Here is a 21157-nt window from a genome sequence, read left to right as displayed (position 1 = left end):
CTCACTCGGCGGCTTCGAGGGCGCTGTCCTCGGGTCTGGTATCGAGCAGGTCGAGGCAATGGTGTTTAAGGTCAATGAATGCCGGCTCGACAACGATCGAACGTTTGCGGGGGCGTTCGAGCGGCGTTTCCATGCGTTTGACGACGCGGCCGGGGCGCGTTCCCATGACGCAGATCTCGTCGGAGAGGTAGATGGCCTCGTCGATATCGTGAGTGACGAAAAGCACGGTTTTGTTGAAGTCCGACCAGATCTGCAACAGCCATTCCTGCATTTGCCGCTTGGTCTGCGCATCAAGCGCGCCAAAGGGTTCGTCAAGCAGCACGACGTCATTGTCGAGCAGCAGGGTACGCAGCAGCGCAGCGCGCTGGCGCATGCCGCCCGAAAGCGAATTCGGATACTGGTTTTCGAAGCCACCGAGCCCATAGCGCGCAAGATAGGGATGGGCACGTTCGCGGGCTTCGCGGATCGGCATCCCCTGGATTTCCATGCCAAGCGCCACATTGTCGAGCACCGTGCGCCAAGGCAAGAGCAGGTCCTTCTGCAGCATATAACCGACACGGCCAATCTGGCCGGTCGCATCTTCGCCGTCGATCAGCACCCGCCCCGTTGTGGGCGGCTGAAGTCCGGCGACAATGTTGAAGATTGTACTCTTGCCGCAACCGGACGGCCCGATGAGGCTGATGAAACGACCGGCAGAAACATCGAGGTTCACTGGCGCCAAAGCCTGAAACGGGCCGTCCTTGGTCTCGAAGACCATCGATAGATTTTCCAAACTCAGTTTAACATTGGGGTACATTTCAATCTCCGTGAACGGATGCGGCCTAACCGAATTATCAGCCTTGCTATTTGCGAAACAATCTGCTGCCACCAACCTTGCAAGTCCTGTGCCAAACTAAAATTTACTTTATTTTCATATACTTAATAGATTAACCGTGTATCGCAGCACATCATGATCGCGACGACGGTCACCAAGCCGGAAGGATGGGGCGGCAGAAGGCTGATCTTTTTTGAGGGGTGACTATCGTCTAAGCATAGGTACCGGCAGGAGGTGCCGACGATTTGCACGTGTTTGCAACACGTTAGAATATGAAATTAGCTGCGCTAATGGCTATTTTTTATGCTTGCCGAAAAATTAGACGGCGCCATAGGCAGATGATTGCGGAAGGCGTTGTCACACGGCGCCGCGCCTTCCGCAATTTTTCATCCTGCCTTTATCTCGACGATCGCGTCGACTTCCACCAATGCATTGGCAGGCAGGCTTGAAACGCAGACGGCCGTGCGGGCATGGCGACCGCTTTCACCAAAGAGATTGATGAACAGCTCCGATGCCCCATCGGCAATTTTCGGGCCATCCGGAAAGCCGGAAGGTGCTGAAACAAAGGCGCCGAGACGCAGGACGGATACGACATTATCGAGGGAACCGGCAGCCTGCCTGATGTTGAACAGTAGGTTGAGGGCACACATTTCGGCAGCCTTCTTGGCCTCCGTGAGATCGTAACCGTCTTTCACCGGCCCGAAAAACTGCGGCACGCCATTCCATTCGCAGATTTGTCCGGCAAGAAAGAGCAAACTGCCGCTTTGCTTGTACGGCAGAAAATTGGCCCGAGACGGAGACGACGTTGGCAGCTCGAGGCCAATTGACTGCAGCTTGTGTTCAATTCCGGAAGTTTCCACATTGTTCTCCTTGTATCAGCGGATCTCATGATCAAAAGCGATCGCGCTGAAACGAGCAAGAAGCGTGCCGACATTTGCGGCAAGGGAGCCCGGCAAGGAGAAGGCATCGCGCGACGCCCGTTTTTTGACCAACAGGCACTGTTTTTTCCGGCGCTGCTTACGATCGCGTGTTGGTAACACCGCCGGACTTATGCAGCAGGCGTCGCAGTGAACTCCTGAGATTTGGTCCGTCGAAGTCTGACGCCGGATGGCAATTTCTTCCCACCTTTGAAATCATGAGAAGAATGATGCCCGTGGACGTTTGGCGCTCCGAATGAACACCCACAAGAACGCCCGACTGGTCCGTTGCGTCGAGAGCAAATGGTCGTCGCCGTTCTTGAGATCGGCTCCCGAAGACGCATGCCGGTTTCTTCGGCATATTTTACAACACTCAGGTTGCGAAAAGCTTCTCGTCTGCGCTTCAGCATGATAGTCATGGAGTAAGTCTCGGGAGAGCATATGGAAGAACAGTTTTTCGATACATCACACGGCAGAATAGCTTTTTACGATAGTCGCGCCGATGGTCTCGCGGTGGTGATGTTGCACGCCAACTCTATTTGCAAAGAGAGCTTTGCGCCTCAGATCGCGGCATTCGGGAATACACATCGGACCATCGCCATCGACTTTCCCGGCCATGGTGCGTCATCGGATGCGAAAGACCCACGCCGAAGCTACAGCATGAGCGGCTATGCATCCGCCGTGTCCGAACTGCTGGCCGAAATCGGCGTAACCCGATACATGCTTCTCGGTCACTCGCTCGGCGGTCATGTCGCGCTGGAACTGTTGGCGCGCGACGAGACTTCAATTGCCGGCACCGCTATTTTTGGCACGCCACCGGTCGAAAACAGCGTCGAGGGACTGATCGCCGGTTTCGTGCCGAGCCCCGACATGGCCTATACCGGCAGCCTGGAGATTACCGAAGAACAGGTCGGAATGATTGCCAGGATGGCGCTCGGCGCAAAGGACGAGAAAGATGAAACATTCCTGGCCGCGATCCGCCGCACCGACGGCCGGGCGCGGCAATACATGATGGAAGACACACAGGCCGGTAACCCCAGCGACCAGCGTAAGCTGGCCGAAACGACGGCAATCCCCCTGCTGATCGTAAATGGCGCTGACGATCCCGTCGTCAATCTCGATTATATCGACAGTCTCTCTTACCGAAATATCTGGACGGGCAAGCCGATCCGGCTCGCCGGGACAGGACATGCCGCCCATCGCGAGGAGACGCAGACGTTCAACAGACTGCTGGCCGAATTCCTCGAAGCGATCTCCTGATCCGCCAGGATCAAGTGGCGATCTTTCAATCACGATCCCGGCGGGTCGATTTGCGCCAACAAACCGCACCGAAAGACATCCGGGGTTGGTTGCTTTTCAGGATCGTATTCCTTTTTTGGTTCCGGCGATGCGTTACCGGCCTGACAGGTCCTTGAGGGTTCGGATCAGGGCGGCGTGATCGAGGTCGCCTTCGCCGCGTCCGACCGCCGCGTTCATGAGGTGTTGCACCGTGGCGGTGTTGGGCAATGCCAGGTCCAGCGCCCGGGCCGCGTCGACGGCCAGAGACATGTCCTTGCGGTGGAGGCCAATTCGGAAACCGGGCTCGAAAGCCTTGTCGATCATCCGCTTGCCGTGGACGTTCAGAATGGTGCTGTCGGCAAAGCCGCCCATCAGGGCCTCGCGCACCATTGCGGGATCGGCGCCGGCGGCCTCGGCGAGGGTCAGCGCCTCGGCAACCGCCTGGATCGTGAGGCCGACGATGATCTGGTTGCAGACCTTGGCGGTCTGCCCTGCCCCGACGCCGCCGACAAGGGTGATGCGTTTTCCCATTGTCTCGAGGAGAGGTTTTGCCATGGCGAAGGCCTCGTCCGAGCCGCCGCACATGATCGTCAGGGCGGCCTTTTCGGCCCCCGCCTGGCCACCTGAAACAGGCGCGTCCAGCCATAGCCCTCCGGCGGCCTCGATCCGCTTGGCGAAGTCCTTGGTCGCCACGGGTGAAATCGAGCTCATGTCGATCACCAACGCGCCCCTGGGCAGCCCCTCGGCCACGCCACCTTCGCCGAAAAGCACGGCTTCGACATCGGGCGTATCCGGCAGCATCAGGATGACAGCATCCGCGCCTTCGACTGCCGCTCTTGCACTGGCAGCCTCCGCACCGCCTTTTTCGACGAGGAAACGGCTGACATCCTTTACGCGATGAAGCGAAACCTCGTGGCCCGCTTCGATCAGATGTCCCGCCATGGGGCGCCCCATGACGCCCAATCCGATGAAACCAATTTTCATGTTCAGATGCCTTTCATCCATTCAGGTTCTTGGGCGTTCCGGCGGCGGGCCTGTTCCGCAACAAGCGCCGGCGCGCAGCACCCCGCCAACGACCAGAAACCGTCTTCGTCAGACGGAAACGGTCTCAAAAACCGGTCTTTCGATGACGTCGCCATCCGCGTCGAAGATATGGACCGCCTCCAGTTTCGGCCCGACCCGAATTGTCGAGCCGGGGTCGGGCATGACCCGATCCTTGAGCACGGCGACGACCGGGAAGTCACCGATCCGGCCATGGATCTGCACCTCGGAGCCGATTGGCTCGACCACCGTGACCGTCATTTCCACGCCGTCATCGTCCAGTTGCAGATGTTCGGGTCGCACGCCGTAAATGGCGCCGTTTCCGGCCGCAAACGGCACGGGTAACAACACGCCGCCGGTCGTTCGAAACCCGTCGGCCGTCGTTTCACCCGGGATCAGATTCATGGAAGGGCTGCCGATGAAGGATGCCACGAAGGTGTTCAGGGGCTGATCGTAAAGGTCGAGAGGCGAACCGATCTGCTCGATGATGCCATCACGCATGACGACGATCTTGTCGCCCATGGTCATGGCCTCGACCTGATCGTGGGTGACGTAGATGGTCGTGGTCCGAAGCTTCTGGTGAAGCTCCTTGATTTCGGCACGCATCTGCACGCGAAGCTTCGCATCGAGATTGGACAGGGGTTCGTCGAACAGAAAGACCTTCGGAGAACGAACGATGGCCCGCCCCATGGCGACACGCTGTCGCTGGCCGCCGGACAATTGCCGCGGATAGCGATCGAGAAGGTCGGTCAGGCCAAGAATCTCGGCTGCCTGCAAAACCTTGGCATGCGCTTCCTGTTTGGGAACCTTTGCCAGCTTCAGCGAGAAGCCCATGTTCTGTTCAACGGTTTTGTGCGGATAAAGGGCATAGTTCTGGAACACCATGGCGATGTTCCGGTTCTTCGCCGGCAGATCGTTCACGACGGTGCCACCGATGTCGATGGTGCCGAATGTGATTTCCTCAAGGCCTGCGATCATCCGCAAGAGCGTTGACTTACCGCACCCCGAGGGGCCGACGAGCACAACGAATTCGCCATCTTCGATATCGACGGAAATACCCTTCATGGCCTGAAAGGCGCCGTAATATTTCTCGACATCCGAAATCAATACCTTGGCCACAGCGCTTCCCCCCTTCTGCTTGTTGACTTCATTGCCTGGCTCCCGCGTTACGACGTCGCCCCTTCAGGTTCGCCCGCAAGGACGATGACCTCGAAGAGTTCGAGTTTCGGCAGGTCGATCACCAGTTCGTCTCCCTCATTATGGCCAGCGACCGACTCACCGGCCCGAAGAAGCTGCGCCGGTCCCCTGCCGCCCCGGATACGGATGCGGGACGGCCCGAGCGTTACATGCGGACCGAAGGCGCGCGTCTTCACGCCCGTCTGGTTGACAACGTGGATGACCAGACCTGCGGCCGAGCGGCCGGCGATGATTTCCACCTGCTCGGGCAGATCGGAGATGATTTCGGGTTTCGCGAAGCCGGCGATGGTGTCCTGCAGGAAATCGCGCACCTCGGTCGTGCCGAATTCGCGATAGGTATGGCCCACCGTCCAGGGAAACTGCGTCACTGAACCGCCGCTGACCAGACGCATGGCCGCCGGACGGTCGCCGGGCATATGGCCGTAGCATTTTTCCGGCGGACCATAAGGCGCTTGCGGAATATACCGCCCGATCCGTTCGGCCCTGGGTTTCCAGACATAATCGGCATAGCTGCCATAGACCGGCACCACCCGTGCCGCCAGGCGGTAGTCGCCGGCATCGGGCTGATCCACATCCGTCACATAGCTCGACCAGAGCGCGTCGCCCTCCAGCGGGGCGCCGGACTGCATGACTGCCGGCCCCGTGGCAAGCTCGCTCTCGCCCTCCGCGGTGATGGCGCTTCCGCCCGTCAAAACCACGTGACCGCCGGCACGCACGAACGCATCGAGCGCCTCGGCCGCATCCCTGCCGATCTCTCCCACGTCGGGCAGTATGATCAGGCTGAACCGCCCGAGCCCGCCCTCGCTGCCGATCCGCGCGATATGGTCTTTCGACAGCACATCGAATGGCAGGCCGCACTCTTTCAAACCCGAAAAAAGCCCCTGGAACTCGGAGGCGCTCGCCATGTGCCCCATGACCGCGCTGCGGACCAGGTTCGGCCGCACCAGTGCGACCGTCGATGCAGGGCCGAGCCCCTCATAAACGTCATGATGATCCCGGAAAAATCTCTGGATCTCGCCTGCAACCGGCAGGCTGGCATAGGGTATGCGCCCCGGCGCGCCCATGATGTAGGTCGAGGGATTGCCGCCGCGCGCAATCGCCTGCAGCAGATATTGCGCGAAGCTTTCAGGCTGCTCGCCGGCCATGCGGTAGGGCATGTCGACAAAGGTCACCGAATTCACCATGACAGGCACTTCGGGAAAGGCCGTTGCATGCGCGCCGACCGATTCCGAGGTGATGTGCGGCCACAGATCACGGCCAAAGGCATTGTTGGCCTCGTGGTAGATGACGTCGGCTCCCTCGCGGTTGAGCACGAGTGCAGCCTCCGGCCGTTTCTTGCGGATATGCGCGCCGATCCGGATACAAAGGTCTCGGATGACCTTGTGCCCAAAGCGTCGCCATTCGGCGTAGGTTTCGTCGTCCGGACCGCTCGGAAGCGACTTGCCGCCGCTGAATTCGGCGAAGGATGCCTGGCATTTCGCGCAGTGACACGGACCATGATAGACACGGCTGTAGTCGAACTCGGGAAAGATGAACCAGTTGAAGAAAAACCCGTCGGCCGGATAGCGGGCAAGAATTTCGTCGACAACCTCTATGGAGCGCTCCTGATAATAATCGCCGGCGGGGCAGCAGCTGTAGAGGGTGTTGTAGACCTGCCGCTCGCCTTTCGGAGAGAGGTAGAGCCAGTCCGGATGTTCCGCGGCGATCCGGGAGGAGACCTTCGAAAAGTCGCAACGGCAGATCACCCTGACATTGCGCCTGTGTGCGGCGGCGATCGCGTCGCCGATCATGTCGCCCGAGGCGCGATCGACGAGAAATGGACTGCGCGTCTGGAAGGGCAATTCCGTCGGATAAAAGGAAACGATGCCGGCGGTGTTGATCAGCCAGGTATCCGCGCCTTGTGCCTCGATGATGTCGAGCGCGCGTTCGACATCCATCGTCGCGTCGACTTCCTGGAGGTTCGACTGGAACACCGAAAAGGGATGGCGCCACCACCCCTCGGTTCCGGTCTCGGGAGACGCTGTTTTTGCGGGATTTCTGCTACTGACTGACGACATGGAAAACACATCCTGAAGGTGGAAAATGAAAGGGCGGCGATGGTGTCCGGCCGCTGCCCGGTAAAACACAGCGGCCGGCCGGTTCGATGAAATCAGGCGCGCCGGATTGCGCTGTTGCCGCGCTTGACGAATTCCTCGGCAGCCTCTTTCGGGCTCGAACGGCCGAAGCCGACGTCTTCGTTGACCTTCTTCATCAGGTCGCGCAAAACGTTTTCCGCGCGTGAAGCCGGAGGAGCCGGTTTCGCCGTCGCGAGTGCCGTTTCGGTGTAGTCGAGGACGTTCCTGTCAAGCCGGTCGAGCGTTGGCAGTTCCTTGACGGCCGCGAGCTGCGTATTCGAAGCCGGCGGTCCGCTGATGAGGCCGAGAATCCGTCCGGATTCGGGTGAAGTACAGAACCAGTCCATAACGAATGCCGCGTTGTCCTGCAGCCTGCTGGCAGCACTCATCGACAGCGAACTCGACGGCAACGGATAACAGCCATTGTTCTGCGCCGTCCCCCAGCCGGGAGGGGCCATCATCGCCAGTTCATCCTCGGTCAAGGCCTGCATGCCGCTCTTCAGATCCTGGGTGAACATGGTGGCGAACAGCGCCTTGCCCAGGACCATCGGGGCGTTGGTCCATTCGCCGAAACCGTAGGCGGCCTGAACATCGGCCGGTACGGCCGCGCCCGTCTTGCGCATTTCCTCCCAGAAATTCAGCCATTCCGCGACGTCATCGACCGAAACGGCCAGCTTGTTGTTTTCGACCAGCACACGATCCTCAGATCGCAGTTTCCGGATGAAGTCCCAGAGAAACGCGCCACCGTCCTGACACCCGTAGAGCGAATTGTCGGCCTTGTGGATTTCGGCACAGAATTCACCGAAGCTTTCATAGGTGAACCCCTCGGCCGGCAGCTCCATGCCCAGCTGTTCCAGGGCCGTCTGGTTATAGCCCATGCACTGCGTGCTCACCGCGATCGGCAGTCCGTAGAGCTTGCCGTCGATCCGGCCCAGATCGAGCACGGAGGGCGCATAGCGATCAGCATGAATGATGTCGGGCACAAATTCGTCCAGGGGCTTGATCACACCACGCGTGCCATACTGCGCCAGGTCGGCAGGCCCGGTCGCAAACACATCCGGCGCATCGCCGCCCGCGATCATCGCGGTCATCTTGTCAGGATAGGCAGCGCTCGGCGTTCCCTCGAAAACGACCGGAATTTCCGGATGCGTCTCGGCAAACAAGGCGACCGATTCTCCCCGGATTCTGAGCTTGTCGGCACTGCCGTTGATGGCAAAGCGCACCGCGTCGCTCTGGGAAAGGGCCTTCGACCCGCCGAAAGCGGCAAGGGTTCCCAGTGCGGCAGCACCTTTGAGCAGCGCCCTTCGGGGCATTGTCGGCCCCGTATACAATCCGTAACGATTTACAGGCATTTCAATTCCTCCCTTTTGCTGTTCCGGCGAGGTCGGCCCCGCCGGTTCCGTGGCCTCCCACCACGGTCATCCTTTCAGCCCGGATGTGCTGATCCCCTCGACCAGGCGTTTTTGAAACACCATGAAGACGATGAAGGTCGGAACGAGACTGAGGACGGACATCGCCAGCAACTGACCATAGACGCCACCCGAATTCCCGATGAGCGAACGCAATCCGACGGGCACCGTCAGCGTATTCGGCGAAGTCAGGTAGATCAGCTGCGAAAAGAAGTCGTTATAGGTCCAGATGAAGGTGAAGATGATGGTGGTCACCAGAGCCGGCGTGAGCAATGGAAAGATTATTTCGACGAAGATGCGAAACATGCCGCATCCATCGATCGTGGCGGCTTCGTCGAGTTCACGCGGGATGCCGCGAATGAACTGGACCATCAGGAAAATGAAAAACGCATCGGTTGCCAGAAATTTCGGCGCAATCAGCGGCAGATAGGTATTCACCCAGCCGAGTTTCGAAAACAGGATGTATTGCGGAATGAGGATGACGTGATGCGGCAGCATCAAAGTCATCATCATGATCGCGAACAGCGTTTTCTTCAGCGGAAAATTGAGGCGCGCAAAGGCGAACGCCGTCAGCGAGCACGCGAAGACGTTGCCGATTACCGCGCCCAGGCACACAATGAAGGAATTGATATAGTACCGGCCAAAACTCGGGTCCGTTGCAAACCATCCTTTGACGTAATTGGTGAGATCGAGTTTCGTGGGCAGTGAGGTCGGTTGGGCGAAAATCAGGGCATCCGGCTTGAACGAGCTCATCAGCATCCACAGCAGCGGATAGAGCATGATGAGCGCGCCGAAGATCAGGCCGCCATATGCCCAGAAGGTTCTTGCCCTGATCGGGGCGCGGCGGCGGAGACGTATGGTTTGGTGTTCGATCGCTGTGTCTGTCATGATTCAATTGTCGCCGTAGAAGACCCAATGCCGCGAACCCCAGAAGTTCAACGCCGTGATTGCACCGATGATGACGAGGAGGATCCAGCCCATGGCCGAGGCGTAACCCATGTGAAAGCGGGTGAACCCTTCCTGGTAGAGGTAGAGCGTGTAAAAGAGCGTGGAGTCCGAAGGTCCTCCCGACCCGCCGCTGATGATGTAGGCGGAGGTGAAGGCCTGGAACGAGTTGATGACGCCCAGAATGAGGTTGAAGAAGATGACCGGGGTCAGCATCGGGATCGTGACGCCCCAGAATTTCTGCATGGTGCTCGCGCCGTCTATCTCCGCAGCTTCGTAAAGCTCCCTCGGGATCTGCTGCAAACCCGCCAGGAAGATCACCATCGATGATCCGAACTGCCAAACATGCAGGATGATCAGGGTGTAGATGGCGTAGGAGGGATGCGAGATCCAGTTCGGCGCATCTATTCCGAACACGGCGAGGAATGAGTTGATCACGCCATCGCCGCCGAACAATTGCCGCCACATGACGGCAATCGCGACGCTGCCTCCCAACAGGGAGGGCAAGTAGTAGATGCCACGGAAAAGGCCGACGCCATGAACCTTCTGGTTCATCATCACGGCGACCAACAGCGCGAAGGCGAGGTTGGTCGGAACGCCCAGAACGACATAAGTCAGTGTCACGCTCAGCGCGGCCCGATAGCTCGGATCGTAGGTGAAAAGATCGATGTAATTCTGCAAGCCGAGCCACTGTGGCATGCTGAGCATGTCAAAGCGCGTGAAAGACAGATAGAGCGACGACAGCAACGGCCCGGCCGTCAGGATGATGAGGCCGAGGAACCAGGGCAGCAGAAACAGATACCCCTCGAAATCCCGCGCCTTCAACCTGCGCCTGGCGGGTTTCCTCACCCGCAGCCCCCTTCCCGCGTCTTGTACAGACATTTCCCCTCCCATCAAAGCGCGACGGCGCGCTCTCCTGTCACCACCCGGGAAAACACAGCGCATGAGCCGGAAGCCCAGTGCTTCGCTCGTCTTCGCCATTTTTCCTGAATGTGGTTCGTGTTCTCCGGACGTCGGCTTGTCCTCCTTCGCCGAAGCTATCCGGTTTGGCAAAACCTGCTATATTTGTAATTATTTGTCAACACACATTGATAAATGTATATTCCGGCGCCAGCCGCCGTTATGCGTCGGCCGTGTAGGCATCCTCCTGACGCAGAAGGTTGATCATCGTCTCTCCGGCATCAAAGCGCCGGATATTTTCGAGGATGATCTCCAGCGAGCGCTCGGAACGGTCGGGTACGGGCGGCGTGAAATGCGGCGTGATCAACGTATTGGGCGCCGACCAGAGCGGATGCCCGGCAGGCAGCGGCTCCGGAGCGGTAACATCAAGCCCGGCGCCGGCCAGATGTCCCTCTTCAAGCAGATCAACGAGCGCATGCTGATCGACGACCTCGCCTCGCGCCATGTTGACGAGCAACGCACCGCGTGGAAGATGCAGAAGTTCCTCGCGGCCAATCAGGCCGGTCGTTGCGTCCGACAGCGAGAGGCAGAGAATAAGGACGTCGCAGCGCACAAGCATGTCTGCGAGCTGGTCACCCCGGTCGCTGCTGTAGATCTCGTCGACGCCTTCATCCTTTTCCTGATCACGTCGGCGATAGGCAAGAACCGTCATGCCAAAGGCCTTCGCGCGCCGGGCGAGCTCCCGCCCGGTATTGCCCATGCCGACGATCCCCATACATCGCCCCGAAAGCGCGCACAATTGCCCGATTTCCGGGCTGCGAAGCCATTCCTGACGCGCCTGGGCCGCCAGAAAAATCCAGGATCGATGCGCCAGCATCAGCGCCATAAGCATGGCATGTTCGGCAAGAGCCGGCGCCGACCGTCCGGCAGATCCGGTCACGGCCAGACCGCGTTCGAAGACTTCGGATCGCGCCGACCTGTTCAGCCCGGCGTGATCGCAATGCACCCATTCAAGATGCGGCGCGCGCAGAAACCTGTCATCCAGATCCGTGGCGATGATGGCGATGCGGGCCATCGCCAGCGCAGCAGTCATGGCCGCATCGTCCTGCGGATTAACGACCGCGACCGCCTTGCCGTGAAACGCCTGCAGGAGCCGGTTCCACTGGTCCTGTGAAAACGGCAATGCGGCAGAAACCAGAACGTCGCAAGCCTGTGTGGATGAGGTTGCCGTCATCGTGTGACCAAGGCGCTGAACATGAATACCCCAATTTCAGTCATTCCGACACGGAATGTTTGATTACAAGGCTACGTTTTATTATCAAATAATAACAACATTTACAACATTCTTGCTATATGCCTATAATTGACGCGCCTTGCGCTTTGTCTCATGTATAATTGGCAAAAGCGGTGATCGACGGAATGCGAGGCGGAAAAACGCCTTTGATCCCAAGTGCGAGCCGGCTTGCGAATACGGGTGACGAATTGACCGACAGCGAAACGACCTACAAACTCTCCGATACCGTTTACGAGGAGATGCTTCCGCTGATCCAGGGCGGCGCATGGGCGACGAACGGGCGGCTCCCTTCGGAGCAGGACATGGCGGCGCAATTCCGCGTGTCACGGCCCGTCATCCGCGAGGCGCTGAAGCGGTTGCGCAGTGAAGGTCTCATTCAGTCGCGGCGCGGCTCCGGAAGTTTCGTGGTCCGGGAGATAGCGCCGGAAACTGAATACCCTTCGATTTCCAGCATCGCCGATCTCGGCCCCCTGGCAAGTTTCCGTGAAGGCGTCGAGGGAGAAGCTGCAGCACTGGCCGCCGAGCGGCGCACCCAGGAGCAGCTGGATTCCCTTTATCGGCTCGTCGATATGCCCCGCGCTGCCGCCGATGAGAAAAATGCCGGCCGCGACTTCGCCTTTCATGTTCAGGTCGCAGAGGCATCGGCAAACCCTTTCTACCGCAACACGCTTTTATCGCTACGCCGTCAGATGATGCTGTCGATGAACCTGACCTGGAGCCTTTCCCTGTTCGAGGCGGATTTCCTGGACACGGTCGAGGACCAACATCGCAGCGTTGTCGTTGCCATCGGAAACCGGAACAAGGACGAAGCGTGCAGGCTGATGCGGCATCACATCCGCTGGGTGCACAACAGATTTTTGCATGGGCACCAGGGGGTACTAGGATAGCAGTACGCGCTCCAAGAATTGGCAAAATTCCGACCGGCGCGCGAGCGATGAGGTGGAGGATCGCACCATGGAGGAAAACAGGTTACTGGTACCGCTTGGCAATCGGGCCTTTTGTTACGAGTACCGGATGGGCGTGGAGGGAGAAGCCGCGGCGATGGCGGCACGCAACAGGACAAGCCGTGATCTGAAGGATATCCGCGAGGCGATGAACCGGCTCGAAACCACGCATGCGGCTTCGGAATATTCGTTCGAACTGGACTTCCGGTTTCATCTCCTTGTCGCCCGGGCGACGAAAAACAGCTTCTTCTTGATGAGTCTCGAGCGCCTTCGCGACACGATCTACAAGGGAATGCTTCTGGCCATCGCGCCGAGCACGACCGACCGGCAGGAAAAGAACCAGGCGATCCGCAACCAGCATCGCGCGGTATTCGAAGCGATTGCCGCGCAAGACGAAGCAAGCGCCCGCGACGCCATGCGCCTCCACCTCACCAAATGCCGCCAGTCGACCTTTCACTGGGCCAACGAGGAACGGGAACTTGAGCTGGAAGCAGAGCCGATCTAGCCGGCTGCTGCAAAACGACAGCGGCGATAGTTTGGGCGGTCTGACGAGATTACAGGCTGCGTTTGCGAAGCCGAAGACAGCCGCGACTTTCGATCTGCTCCGGACCTTGTCCCCGGCGAACCCGGCATATGCGCCTTGATCCGGCTGAACACCTCTTCGAGGCACTTGCGGCAGCGTAGTCTCATGCCGTGAGTTGCGTCCCGTGCGTCTCACATTTAGCTTGTGGGTTTGCGGTTTCGCAATCAGGGACAGCAATCATCAATCAGTGAATAGCTCCGAGCTTCGTAGACACTCCCGGTCTGGATTTTTTGTTGTCGTCCGAACCCGATGGGCGACAGCAGAAAATCAAAGATCCATATCCCAGGACGTGGTGTAGCTGAACGGTGGCCACCGGTATTTTTCCGGTAGGGTCAGTTGTCAAGGATACCATGCTGATGGTGCTGGAGGTCGGAACATCGGAAGCCGGTCCTGAAGAACCGGCTTCGATTTGGGCAGTCTGCCTGGTGCGGTCCGCCCGGGGGAGAGAGGGTTACGGGTAGGCCGTCGAACCGTCCGGCTTGGTGGCCATGACGCGTTCCCAGTGGATGTAGTCGTCCTGCTTCAATCCGCTTTCGTCGATTTCGATACCCCAGCCGGGGCGATCGGGGCGCAGATCGAGATGGCCGTCGACGGGGATATACGGGTCCTTTGCCCAGGCGGCTTCCTTGGCGAACTTGTATTCGAGGAAGCGGAAGTTCACCTGTGCCGCGCAGAAATGCACGTTATGCGCCGTTGCCAGCGGACCCATCGGGTTGTGAGGTGCGACGCTGACATAGTGGGCGTCGGCGAGGTCGGCGATCCGGCGCATCTCTGTCAGGCCGCCGACAACGCAGATGTCGGGCTGGATGATATCGGCGCCGCGGGCATTGAGAAGCGCCAGGAACTCATAGCGGCTGTAGAGCGATTCCCCCGTTGCCAGCGGCACCGTGCCCATCTGCTGGCGCAGCGCGCCCCAGGCCGGAATGTGTTCGGGCCGGATCGGCTCTTCCAGAAACAGCGGATCATGCGGTTCCAGAGCCTTTGCAAGCTGCAACGCCTGATTGGGTTCGTAGATCTTGGCATGGGCATCGAAGCAGAATTCGAAATCGGTCGGCAGGCGCCGCCGTAGCTCGCCCAGATAATTGCCTGCTTCCTCACACAGTGCTCCCCATCGCCCGTTATAGAGGTTGCGCCGGTAGGGGCTGAGCTTGAATGCCGTGAAGCCGTAGTCGGCGTTAAGCTTCAGGATCGCTGGAACGGCTTCTTCCGGATCGGGGGCGCTGTAGACACCGCAATAGACGCGAACCCGATCGCGAACATGGCCGCCGAGCAGCATATAGACGGGAACGCCCGCGGCCTTTGCCGCAATATCCCAGAGCGCATGGTCGATGGCTGCAATTGCGGCAAGGCCGAGTGCACCGGGCGGAAAGCGCGACTGCTGAATGAGCTTCTGGTTGATGAAGGTGACGCGGCGCGGATCGTCGTTTCTGAACTGCTCAAAAAGATAGTCGATGACCGGGGAGAGCGCCTTGTCGGGGCCGTGATTATAGGCCTCGCCCCAGCCGACGATACCCGCGTCGGTTTCGATCCTGACGAGCAGGCGCGGGCGCTCATCGACCCGCTGCATGAAGGTTTCCAGTCTGGATATTCTCATTGTCTCGCTCCCATAGGCCCCGGCAATGCAATGTTGCCGGAGCGATTTCCTGCACAGCCGCGCATCAGCCTTCAGGCGGCCGGCTGCAAACCGTTTATCTGTCTTGCGGAAAAACCGTCTTCATATAGTGCTCGCCCGAACGCCGGACATGGTTGCGCATGGCCTGTTCGGCCTGTTCGGGATCGCCGTCGATGATGGCCGCGGCAATCTGTCGGTGCTCTTCCAGGGCGCGCGCCCGCTCCGACGCGTCATCGTGGATCACCCGACGGGCGCTCTTGTCGTAGAACATCTGCAGATCGACGAGATGGGTCATGTGAACCGAGCGCGATGCGTCATGGATGACATTGTGGAAGACGGTGTTGAGTTCCACCAGAAGGTCGGCATTTGCACCCTTCGTCGCCTTTTCCATGTCCACGACAACCTCCCGCAGCTTTTGTCGCTGCGCGTCGGTGATGCGGGCAGCCGCCAGTGCCGCGATCGTGCTTTCGAGCGCGGCGCGCGCCATGATCATTTCCTCGGCAAACGCCCGGTCGAAGCAGACGATCAGGCCACGGCGCGGTCTGACCTCGATCAATCCTTCGGCGGCAAGCTGTCGCAAGGCTTCCTTGACGGGGGTCGTACTGACGCCAAGGTCCTCGGCCAGCCGTCGCTCATTCAGCCTCACGCCCTTTTCGAAACGGCCGGAAATGATCGCCATGCGCAGCGATTGATGTACGTGATCGCGCAAGTTCATATGTGCATCGACATGAAGCGGGGCCAGCGGCGTCCCTTCTGATCTTTCATCCGTCACGGTCTTTGTCCCCTTCGTCGCGTTTTGCAGTTGACGTCGATATCTGGTGTATGAGATATGATATATCAGACATCAGATACGGATGTCTATATCTACGGGAGGATAATATGAACTTGCAGAAGATATTGCTCGGCTCGGTTTTTGCCGGGGTCGTGCTGGTCGCGGGCATATCCGCAGAGGCGAAAGCGCCCAAGGATCAGTTCGTCATCGCCATGACCATGACGTCCATGCGCGGACTGGACCCGCATGAGCTGAACCAGTTCGAATCGGCCGAGGTCGTCGCCAATCTCTATGACCGGCTGATGATGCCGAATGCCGAGGACCAGACGGTTCTGGAACCGGCCATCGCCGAAAGCTGGGATGTATCGGAAGACGGCAGCACATACACGTTTCACATCCGCGACGGCATCACCTTTCACAGCGGCAACCCACTCACCGCGCGCGATGTCGAATGGAGCCTGCGCCGGCTTGTGAAGATGGGCCTTGCGCCTTCCCGCGACCTCAAGCAGTGGGGCTTTACCGAAGACAATGTCGACGACTTGATCCGCGCGACCGACGACCACACGCTGGTGGTGGAAACGCCGGAAGTCTGGAGCCCGAACCTGGTTCTCTATTCCCTCGCCTCGTTCTCGACATCGGTGGTCGACAGCGCGCTGGTGCAGGAAAACATTCAAAACGACGACTACGGGCTCGGCTTTCTGCAGACCCACGATGCCGGTTCCGGCCCTTATTCGCTGCGCACCTGGCGGGCGAACGACACGCTGATTGCCGAAGCCTTCGAAGACTACTGGGGCGGCAAGCCGGCGATGCGGCGCGTCATCCTGCGCAATATCCCTGAATCTTCCTCGCAACGCCTGCAATTGCAGTCCGATGACGTCGATGTCGCCACCCGTCTGTCCTCATCTGACCTCAACGCGCTTGCGGCGGAAGACGATGTTCACATCGAAACGACGCCCGGCGTCGGCTTCTACTATCTGGCGCTCAACCAGAACGACGAAATCCTGTCGAACCCCAAGGTGCGCGAGGCTTTCCGCTATCTGATCGACTATGAAGGTCTTTCCAACACCGTGATGAAATATTACGGGCGGATGCAGCAGACCATCATTCCGCAGGGCATGACCGGCGCGATCGATGAAAATCCCTATTCGCTCGATGTCGACAAGGCCAAGGAACTGCTGGCCGAAGCCGGCTATCCGGACGGTTTTTCCAAGGTCTATTATGCGACGCCGGTAACCCCCGAATACGAGATCGCCCAGTCGATACAGGCCAATGCGGGACTTGCAGGGATCGATCTCGATCTCCAGTCGGGCGACCATATCGGCGATTTCCGCAAGCGCGACTATGAGGTGTTCTCCGCGCGCACCGGCGAGCGCATGCCTGACCCTTACGCCATTCTGCGTTCCTATGCGCTCAACCCCGACAACAGCCAGGAAGCCAATCTGACCGGCTATATGGCATGGCGCGCGGGCTGGGATGTTCCCGCCGATATCCAGCAGCTTGTGCGCGATGTCGCTCATGAAGTCGATCCGGCCCGCCGGGAGGAACTCTACAGGGAGATCAACCAGAAATATCTCGAATCCTCTCCGCCGCTGGTCACCTCGTTCCAGCGCATGGATGCACGCGCGGTGCGCAATGAAGTGCAGGGCTATGTCGGGCAGATGACCTGGGTCACCCGCTGGGACACGGTTACCAAGACCGAGTAGAAAATCATGAACACCGTTGCACGTGAACACAGGTTGATGGACAGCGACTGGTTTCAGGTCCTGCGCAAGGTGCTGACATCGCTGGGTGTGATCCTGACGACGCTGTTCGGACTGCTTGTTATCACCTTCGTCGTCGGCCGGCTCGTCCCGGCCGACCCCGTGATCTCCGTTATCGGCGATCAGGCGGACCAGGCAGCCTATGACCGCGTCTATCACATGATGGGGCTCGACCAGCCGCTGTGGCAGCAATTCCTGAACTACGTCTATCAGGTTGCCCATTTCGACTTCGGCCAGTCCCATCTTACGAAAAACTCTGTCGCCGCGGACCTCGCGCGGGTCTTTCCCGCGACGATCGAACTGGCGACACTGGCGCTGATCATCGGCACGGTGCTCGGCGTGCCGCTCGGCATCATGGCGGCGGTCAAGCGCGGGTCGTGGTTCGACCATATCGCCCGCGTTGTCGGCCTCGTCGGTTATTCAATGCCGATCTTCTGGCTCGGAATGATGATCATTCTGGTCTTCTACGCCTATCTCGGCGCCATTCCACCCGGTGGCCGGGTCGGCATTTTCTACGAAGGGCTTGTCGAAGGACCGACGGGCTTCCAGATGATCGACGCCGCGCTCGCCGGTGAATGGGATCTGTTCTTCAACGCGCTGCATCACCTGATCACGCCGGCGCTGGTGCTGGGCTATGCGAATATGGCCTATATCAGCCGCATGAGCCGGTCCTTCATGCTGGAGCAGCTCAATCAGGAATATATTCTTACCGCTCAGGCCAAGGGGCTCGCCAACAGGGCGGTGATCTGGCGGCATGCCTTCATGAACATGCGCGTGCAGCTTCTGACGATCATCGCGCTTGCCTATTGCGGCCTGCTCGACGGCACGGTTCTGATCGAAACGGTCTTTGGCTGGCCGGGGCTCGGTCAGTATCTGACAACCGCGCTCTTCTTTGCCGACATGAATGCGGTTCTAGGCGCCGTTCTGCTCATCGGCCTCATCTCGATCAGTGTCAATCTCCTGTGCGATGTCGCTTATCGCCTTCTCGATCCGAGGACGAAATGACCATCGAAACCACATCTGCGCAAAAGCAGAGCCTGCATCAATGGCTGCTCGACGACGATTTCAAGTCGAAGAAACAGGCCATCCTGCACCGCTGGTATGTCGGCCTGCTTGTTCTGCTTGAAAACCCGGTGGCCGCGATCGGTCTTCTGATCGTGATCGCACTACTGCTGATCGCCGCCTTTGCGCCGCTGCTTGCAACCCACAACCCATACCTCCAGGACCTGTCGACGACGCTTCTGCCGCCCTCTTCGGAATACTGGCTGGGCACGGATGAGCTGGGCCGGGATGTCTATTCCCGTCTCATCTACGGTGCGCGCACGACGCTTTACATTACCGTTCTCGTGACCGTGATAGTTGCTCCGGTCGGCTTCCTGATCGGTGCGATTTCCGGCTATGTCGGCGGCGTGCTCGACGTCGTGCTGATGCGGCTCACCGATATTTTCCTGGCCTTTCCGCCGCTGGTTCTGGCGCTGGCCTTTTCCGCCTCGCTCGGCCCGGGACTGGAAAACGCGGTCTTTGCCATTGCGCTCACCGTCTGGCCGCCGATTGCCCGTCTGGCGCGGGCCGAAACACTGACCGTTCGCAATGCCGATTATGTCGCGGCGGCGGAGCTTCAGGGGGCGTCCTTGCCGCGCATCCTGCGGCGCCATCTCGTGCCCGTCTGCCTGCCCTCGATCATCGTCCGGCTGACGCTCAACATGTCGAGCGTGATCCTGACGGCCGCCGGCCTCGGCTTCCTCGGTCTTGGCGCACAGCCGCCGATCGCCGAATGGGGTTCGATGGCGGCAGCAGGTCGTCAGTATCTGCTGGATGCCTGGTGGATGACCACCTTCCCCGGCATTGCCATTCTTCTGGTCAGCCTTGCCTTCAACCTTCTGGGCGATGGCCTTCGTGATGCACTGGATCCTCGAAATGGCTGATATCAAAACCGCAACACCATCCCCGATCCTGTCGGTGCGCAATCTTGAAGTCGCCTTTCCGACGCTGATCGGTCTGAACAAGGCCGTGCGTGGCGTATCCTTCGATATCGGGCGCGAAAAAGTCGGCCTCATCGGCGAATCCGGATCGGGCAAATCGATGACCGGACGGTCGCTGATGCGGCTTTTGCCGAAGGCGGCCCGGGTGACGGCCGACCGCCTGAAATTCGAGGGCGAGGACATCCTGTCCATGCCCGAGGAGCGGATGCGCATGATGCGCGGACGGCGGATTGCCATGATCCTGCAGGACCCGAAATTTTCGCTCAACCCGGTCATGACCGTGGGCGACCAGATTTCCGAAACCTGCCGGATCCACCTGAAAATGGACAGGAAGGCGGCGAAAAAGCGCACGCTGGAACTCCTGGAACGGGTGCATATCCGCAACCCCGAACGGGTCTATCCGCTTTATCCGCATGAAGTGTCCGGCGGCATGGGGCAGCGCATCATGATCTCGATGATGATCATCGCCCAGCCGTCGCTGATCATCGCCGACGAGCCGACATCGGCGCTCGACGTCAGTGTCCGCCAGCAGGTCCTGCACATTCTCGACGAACTGCTGGCCGAACGCGATATCGGGCTCCTGTTCATCTCGCACGACCTCAATCTGGTGCGCAGTTTCTGCGACCGGGTGATGATCATGTATGCCGGTCACATCGTCGAAACTATCGAGGCGTCAAAACTCGACGAGGCACAGCATCCCTATACGCAGGGTCTCCTGAAAGCCTTGCCGCAGCTTGATCATCCGCGTGATCGTCTTGCCGTTCTTCAGCGCGATCCGTCCTGGCTGGAAGATACAGTGGGGGTTCCCAATGATTGAAATCGATGATCTCTCCATCTTCTACGGAGAACGCAACAAGCGCTTCATGGCGGTCGGGAACGCCTCGTTCCAGGTTGGCAAAGGCGAGGTCTATGGCCTCGTCGGCGAGAGCGGTTCGGGCAAGTCGACCGTGCTGAACGCCATTGCCGGCCGTCACCGGGACTGGACGGGCAAAATCCGCCTCAATGGTGAAGACGTCTCGGCAAAGCGCACGCGGGCCCAGTTACGGGCTTTGCAGATCGTGTTTCAGGACCCTTACGGTTCCATCCATCCGAAACACACGATCGGCACCACGCTGGCCGAGCCGCTGGAAATCCACCGGGTCGCCAATCGGGACAAGCGGATTGACGAATTGCTGGAAATTGTCAGCCTGCCGCGCAAATTCCGCTACCGCTATCCGCACCAGCTTTCCGGCGGGCAGCGCCAGCGCGTTTCCATCGCCCGGGCTTTGGCGCTGGATTCCCCGATCCTGCTTCTGGACGAACCGACTTCGGCGCTCGATGTCTCGGTTCAGGCGGAAATCCTCAATCTCCTGAAGGATCTGCGCAAGGAGAAGAACCTCACCTACCTGATGGTCACCCACGACATGGGCGTGGTCACGCATATGTGCGACCGGGTGGCGGTGATGAAGGACGGCGTCATCGTCGAGGAGGTGACCCGGCAGCAACTGATCACCGGCGACGTCAGCCATGACTACACCCGGCACCTGCGGCAGGGCAGTCTCGGCTATGCGGCCTGACGTCCTTTCCCGCTGAATGAATGTGCCGGACGCTGCAGC

19 protein-coding genes are annotated in these 21157 nt (G+C 59.5%); 8 read left to right on the top strand and 11 right to left on the bottom strand.

What is annotated here, in order from left to right; all coding sequences use genetic code 11:
* Position 1 precedes the first annotated feature (1 nt).
* Both ACHZCU_RS09450 and ACHZCU_RS09445 read right to left on the bottom strand, forming a co-directional pair.
* Positions 2–757: an ABC transporter ATP-binding protein gene (locus ACHZCU_RS09450; RefSeq protein ID WP_319518581.1), complete on the bottom strand. Its 756-nt coding sequence runs from the start codon at positions 755–757 to the stop codon at positions 2–4.
* 443 nt (positions 758–1200) lie between these two features.
* Positions 1201–1674, bottom strand: a complete 474-nt coding sequence (locus ACHZCU_RS09445) for a RidA family protein (RefSeq protein ID WP_319518580.1) — start codon at positions 1672–1674, stop codon at positions 1201–1203.
* A gap of 498 nt (positions 1675–2172) precedes the next feature.
* Between ACHZCU_RS09445 and ACHZCU_RS09440 the strand changes: the two genes are divergently transcribed.
* Entirely contained in the window at positions 2173–2991 is an 819-nt protein-coding gene (locus tag ACHZCU_RS09440; protein WP_319518579.1) for an alpha/beta hydrolase, read from the top strand.
* A 132-nt stretch (positions 2992–3123) separates the two neighbouring features.
* Here the strand turns inward: ACHZCU_RS09440 and ACHZCU_RS09435 are convergent, their stop codons facing one another.
* The 7 genes from ACHZCU_RS09435 to ACHZCU_RS09405 form a co-directional block, all read right to left on the bottom strand.
* Positions 3124–3993, bottom strand: a complete 870-nt coding sequence (locus ACHZCU_RS09435) for a 2-hydroxy-3-oxopropionate reductase (protein ID WP_319518578.1) — start codon at positions 3991–3993, stop codon at positions 3124–3126.
* Between the two features lie 108 nt (positions 3994–4101).
* A complete protein-coding gene (locus ACHZCU_RS09430) occupies positions 4102–5169 on the bottom strand; it encodes a sn-glycerol-3-phosphate ABC transporter ATP-binding protein UgpC (RefSeq protein WP_319518577.1) in 1068 nt (355 codons plus the stop codon).
* A gap of 47 nt (positions 5170–5216) precedes the next feature.
* Positions 5217–7304: an alpha-amylase family protein gene (locus ACHZCU_RS09425; RefSeq protein WP_319518576.1), complete on the bottom strand. Its 2088-nt coding sequence runs from the start codon at positions 7302–7304 to the stop codon at positions 5217–5219.
* A 92-nt stretch (positions 7305–7396) separates the two neighbouring features.
* Positions 7397–8674 (bottom strand): ABC transporter substrate-binding protein, encoded by a 1278-nt coding sequence (locus tag ACHZCU_RS09420; protein WP_319518575.1) that lies wholly within the window; start codon positions 8672–8674, stop codon positions 7397–7399.
* Positions 8675–8779: 105 nt separating this feature from the next.
* Positions 8780–9658, bottom strand: a complete 879-nt coding sequence (locus tag ACHZCU_RS09415; RefSeq protein ID WP_106311532.1) for a carbohydrate ABC transporter permease — start codon at positions 9656–9658, stop codon at positions 8780–8782.
* Positions 9659–9661: 3 nt separating this feature from the next.
* The gene (locus tag ACHZCU_RS09410; RefSeq protein WP_319518574.1) at positions 9662–10597 is read right to left on the bottom strand and encodes a sugar ABC transporter permease; all 936 of its coding nucleotides are present in this window, start codon (positions 10595–10597) and stop codon (positions 9662–9664) included.
* Between the two features lie 238 nt (positions 10598–10835).
* On the bottom strand, positions 10836–11849 hold the full coding sequence (locus ACHZCU_RS09405; protein ID WP_319518573.1) for a D-2-hydroxyacid dehydrogenase: 1014 nt from the start codon (positions 11847–11849) through the stop codon (positions 10836–10838).
* Positions 11850–12022: 173 nt separating this feature from the next.
* Here ACHZCU_RS09405 and ACHZCU_RS09400 point away from each other — a divergent pair, with 173 nt between their 5' ends.
* The gene (locus tag ACHZCU_RS09400) at positions 12023–12796 is read left to right on the top strand and encodes an FCD domain-containing protein (protein WP_319518572.1); all 774 of its coding nucleotides are present in this window, start codon (positions 12023–12025) and stop codon (positions 12794–12796) included.
* Positions 12797–12863: 67 nt separating this feature from the next.
* Positions 12864–13358 carry an FCD domain-containing protein gene (locus tag ACHZCU_RS09395; RefSeq protein WP_319518571.1) on the top strand — a complete coding sequence of 165 codons (495 nt, stop codon included), beginning with the start codon at positions 12864–12866 and terminating at the stop codon, positions 13356–13358.
* Between the two features lie 529 nt (positions 13359–13887).
* Here the strand turns inward: ACHZCU_RS09395 and ACHZCU_RS09390 are convergent.
* Positions 13888–15030 (bottom strand): mandelate racemase/muconate lactonizing enzyme family protein, encoded by a 1143-nt coding sequence (locus tag ACHZCU_RS09390; RefSeq protein ID WP_319518570.1) that lies wholly within the window; start codon positions 15028–15030, stop codon positions 13888–13890.
* Positions 15031–15124: 94 nt separating this feature from the next.
* Positions 15125–15820, bottom strand: a complete 696-nt coding sequence (locus ACHZCU_RS09385; RefSeq protein WP_319518569.1) for a GntR family transcriptional regulator — start codon at positions 15818–15820, stop codon at positions 15125–15127.
* A 107-nt stretch (positions 15821–15927) separates the two neighbouring features.
* On the opposite strand from ACHZCU_RS09385, the gene ACHZCU_RS09380 reads away from it, so the two are divergent.
* Genes ACHZCU_RS09380 through ACHZCU_RS09360 form a run of 5 tightly spaced genes read left to right on the top strand, consistent with a single transcriptional unit; the run spans position 15928 to position 21118 of the window.
* On the top strand, positions 15928–17523 hold the full coding sequence (locus ACHZCU_RS09380; protein WP_319518568.1) for an ABC transporter substrate-binding protein: 1596 nt from the start codon (positions 15928–15930) through the stop codon (positions 17521–17523).
* Positions 17524–17529: 6 nt separating this feature from the next.
* Positions 17530–18585, top strand: a complete 1056-nt coding sequence (locus ACHZCU_RS09375) for an ABC transporter permease (RefSeq protein WP_106311508.1) — start codon at positions 17530–17532, stop codon at positions 18583–18585.
* The gene (gene nikC / locus ACHZCU_RS09370; protein WP_106311505.1) at positions 18582–19505 is read left to right on the top strand and encodes a nickel transporter permease; all 924 of its coding nucleotides are present in this window, start codon (positions 18582–18584) and stop codon (positions 19503–19505) included. The genes ACHZCU_RS09375 and nikC overlap by 4 nt, the downstream gene beginning before the upstream one ends.
* Positions 19498–20379 (top strand): ABC transporter ATP-binding protein, encoded by an 882-nt coding sequence (locus ACHZCU_RS09365; protein WP_319518567.1) that lies wholly within the window; start codon positions 19498–19500, stop codon positions 20377–20379. Before nikC ends, ACHZCU_RS09365 begins: the two co-directional genes overlap by 8 nt.
* Positions 20372–21118, top strand: coding sequence for an ABC transporter ATP-binding protein (locus ACHZCU_RS09360; RefSeq protein ID WP_319518566.1), 747 nt, complete (start codon positions 20372–20374; stop codon positions 21116–21118). Before ACHZCU_RS09365 ends, ACHZCU_RS09360 begins: the two co-directional genes overlap by 8 nt.
* Positions 21119–21157 lie beyond the last annotated feature (39 nt).

It is taken from the genome of uncultured Martelella sp. (genome assembly GCF_963677965.2).
Taxonomy (GTDB): domain Bacteria; phylum Pseudomonadota; class Alphaproteobacteria; order Rhizobiales; family Rhizobiaceae; genus Martelella; species Martelella mangrovi.
This window is presented reverse-complemented; position numbering and strand designations above follow the sequence as displayed.

Bases quoted from the DNA above. Each gene is read 5' to 3' on its own strand.
- ACHZCU_RS09395 (WP_319518571.1), top strand. From the start codon at position 12,864: ATGGAGGAAAACAGGTTACTGGTACCGCTTGGCAATCGGGCCTTTTGT.
- ACHZCU_RS09450 (WP_319518581.1), bottom strand. From the start codon at position 757: ATGGTCTTCGAGACCAAGGACGGCCCGTTTCAGGCTTTGGCGCCAGTG.
- ACHZCU_RS09420 (WP_319518575.1), bottom strand. From the start codon at position 8,674: ATGCCCCGAAGGGCGCTGCTCAAAGGTGCTGCCGCACTGGGAACCCTT.
- ACHZCU_RS09360 (WP_319518566.1), top strand. From the start codon at position 20,372: ATGATTGAAATCGATGATCTCTCCATCTTCTACGGAGAACGCAACAAG.
- nikC (WP_106311505.1), top strand. From the start codon at position 18,582: ATGACCATCGAAACCACATCTGCGCAAAAGCAGAGCCTGCATCAATGG.
- ACHZCU_RS09375 (WP_106311508.1), top strand. From the start codon at position 17,530: ATGAACACCGTTGCACGTGAACACAGGTTGATGGACAGCGACTGGTTT.
- ACHZCU_RS09415 (WP_106311532.1), bottom strand. From the start codon at position 9,658: ATGACAGACACAGCGATCGAACACCAAACCATACGTCTCCGCCGCCGC.
- ACHZCU_RS09365 (WP_319518567.1), top strand. From the start codon at position 19,498: ATGGCTGATATCAAAACCGCAACACCATCCCCGATCCTGTCGGTGCGC.
- ACHZCU_RS09410 (WP_319518574.1), bottom strand. From the start codon at position 10,597: ATGTCTGTACAAGACGCGGGAAGGGGGCTGCGGGTGAGGAAACCCGCC.
- ACHZCU_RS09440 (WP_319518579.1), top strand. From the start codon at position 2,173: ATGGAAGAACAGTTTTTCGATACATCACACGGCAGAATAGCTTTTTAC.
- ACHZCU_RS09390 (WP_319518570.1), bottom strand. From the start codon at position 15,030: ATGAGAATATCCAGACTGGAAACCTTCATGCAGCGGGTCGATGAGCGC.
- ACHZCU_RS09405 (WP_319518573.1), bottom strand. From the start codon at position 11,849: ATGACGGCAACCTCATCCACACAGGCTTGCGACGTTCTGGTTTCTGCC.
- ACHZCU_RS09425 (WP_319518576.1), bottom strand. From the start codon at position 7,304: ATGTCGTCAGTCAGTAGCAGAAATCCCGCAAAAACAGCGTCTCCCGAG.
- ACHZCU_RS09435 (WP_319518578.1), bottom strand. From the start codon at position 3,993: ATGAAAATTGGTTTCATCGGATTGGGCGTCATGGGGCGCCCCATGGCG.
- ACHZCU_RS09380 (WP_319518568.1), top strand. From the start codon at position 15,928: ATGAACTTGCAGAAGATATTGCTCGGCTCGGTTTTTGCCGGGGTCGTG.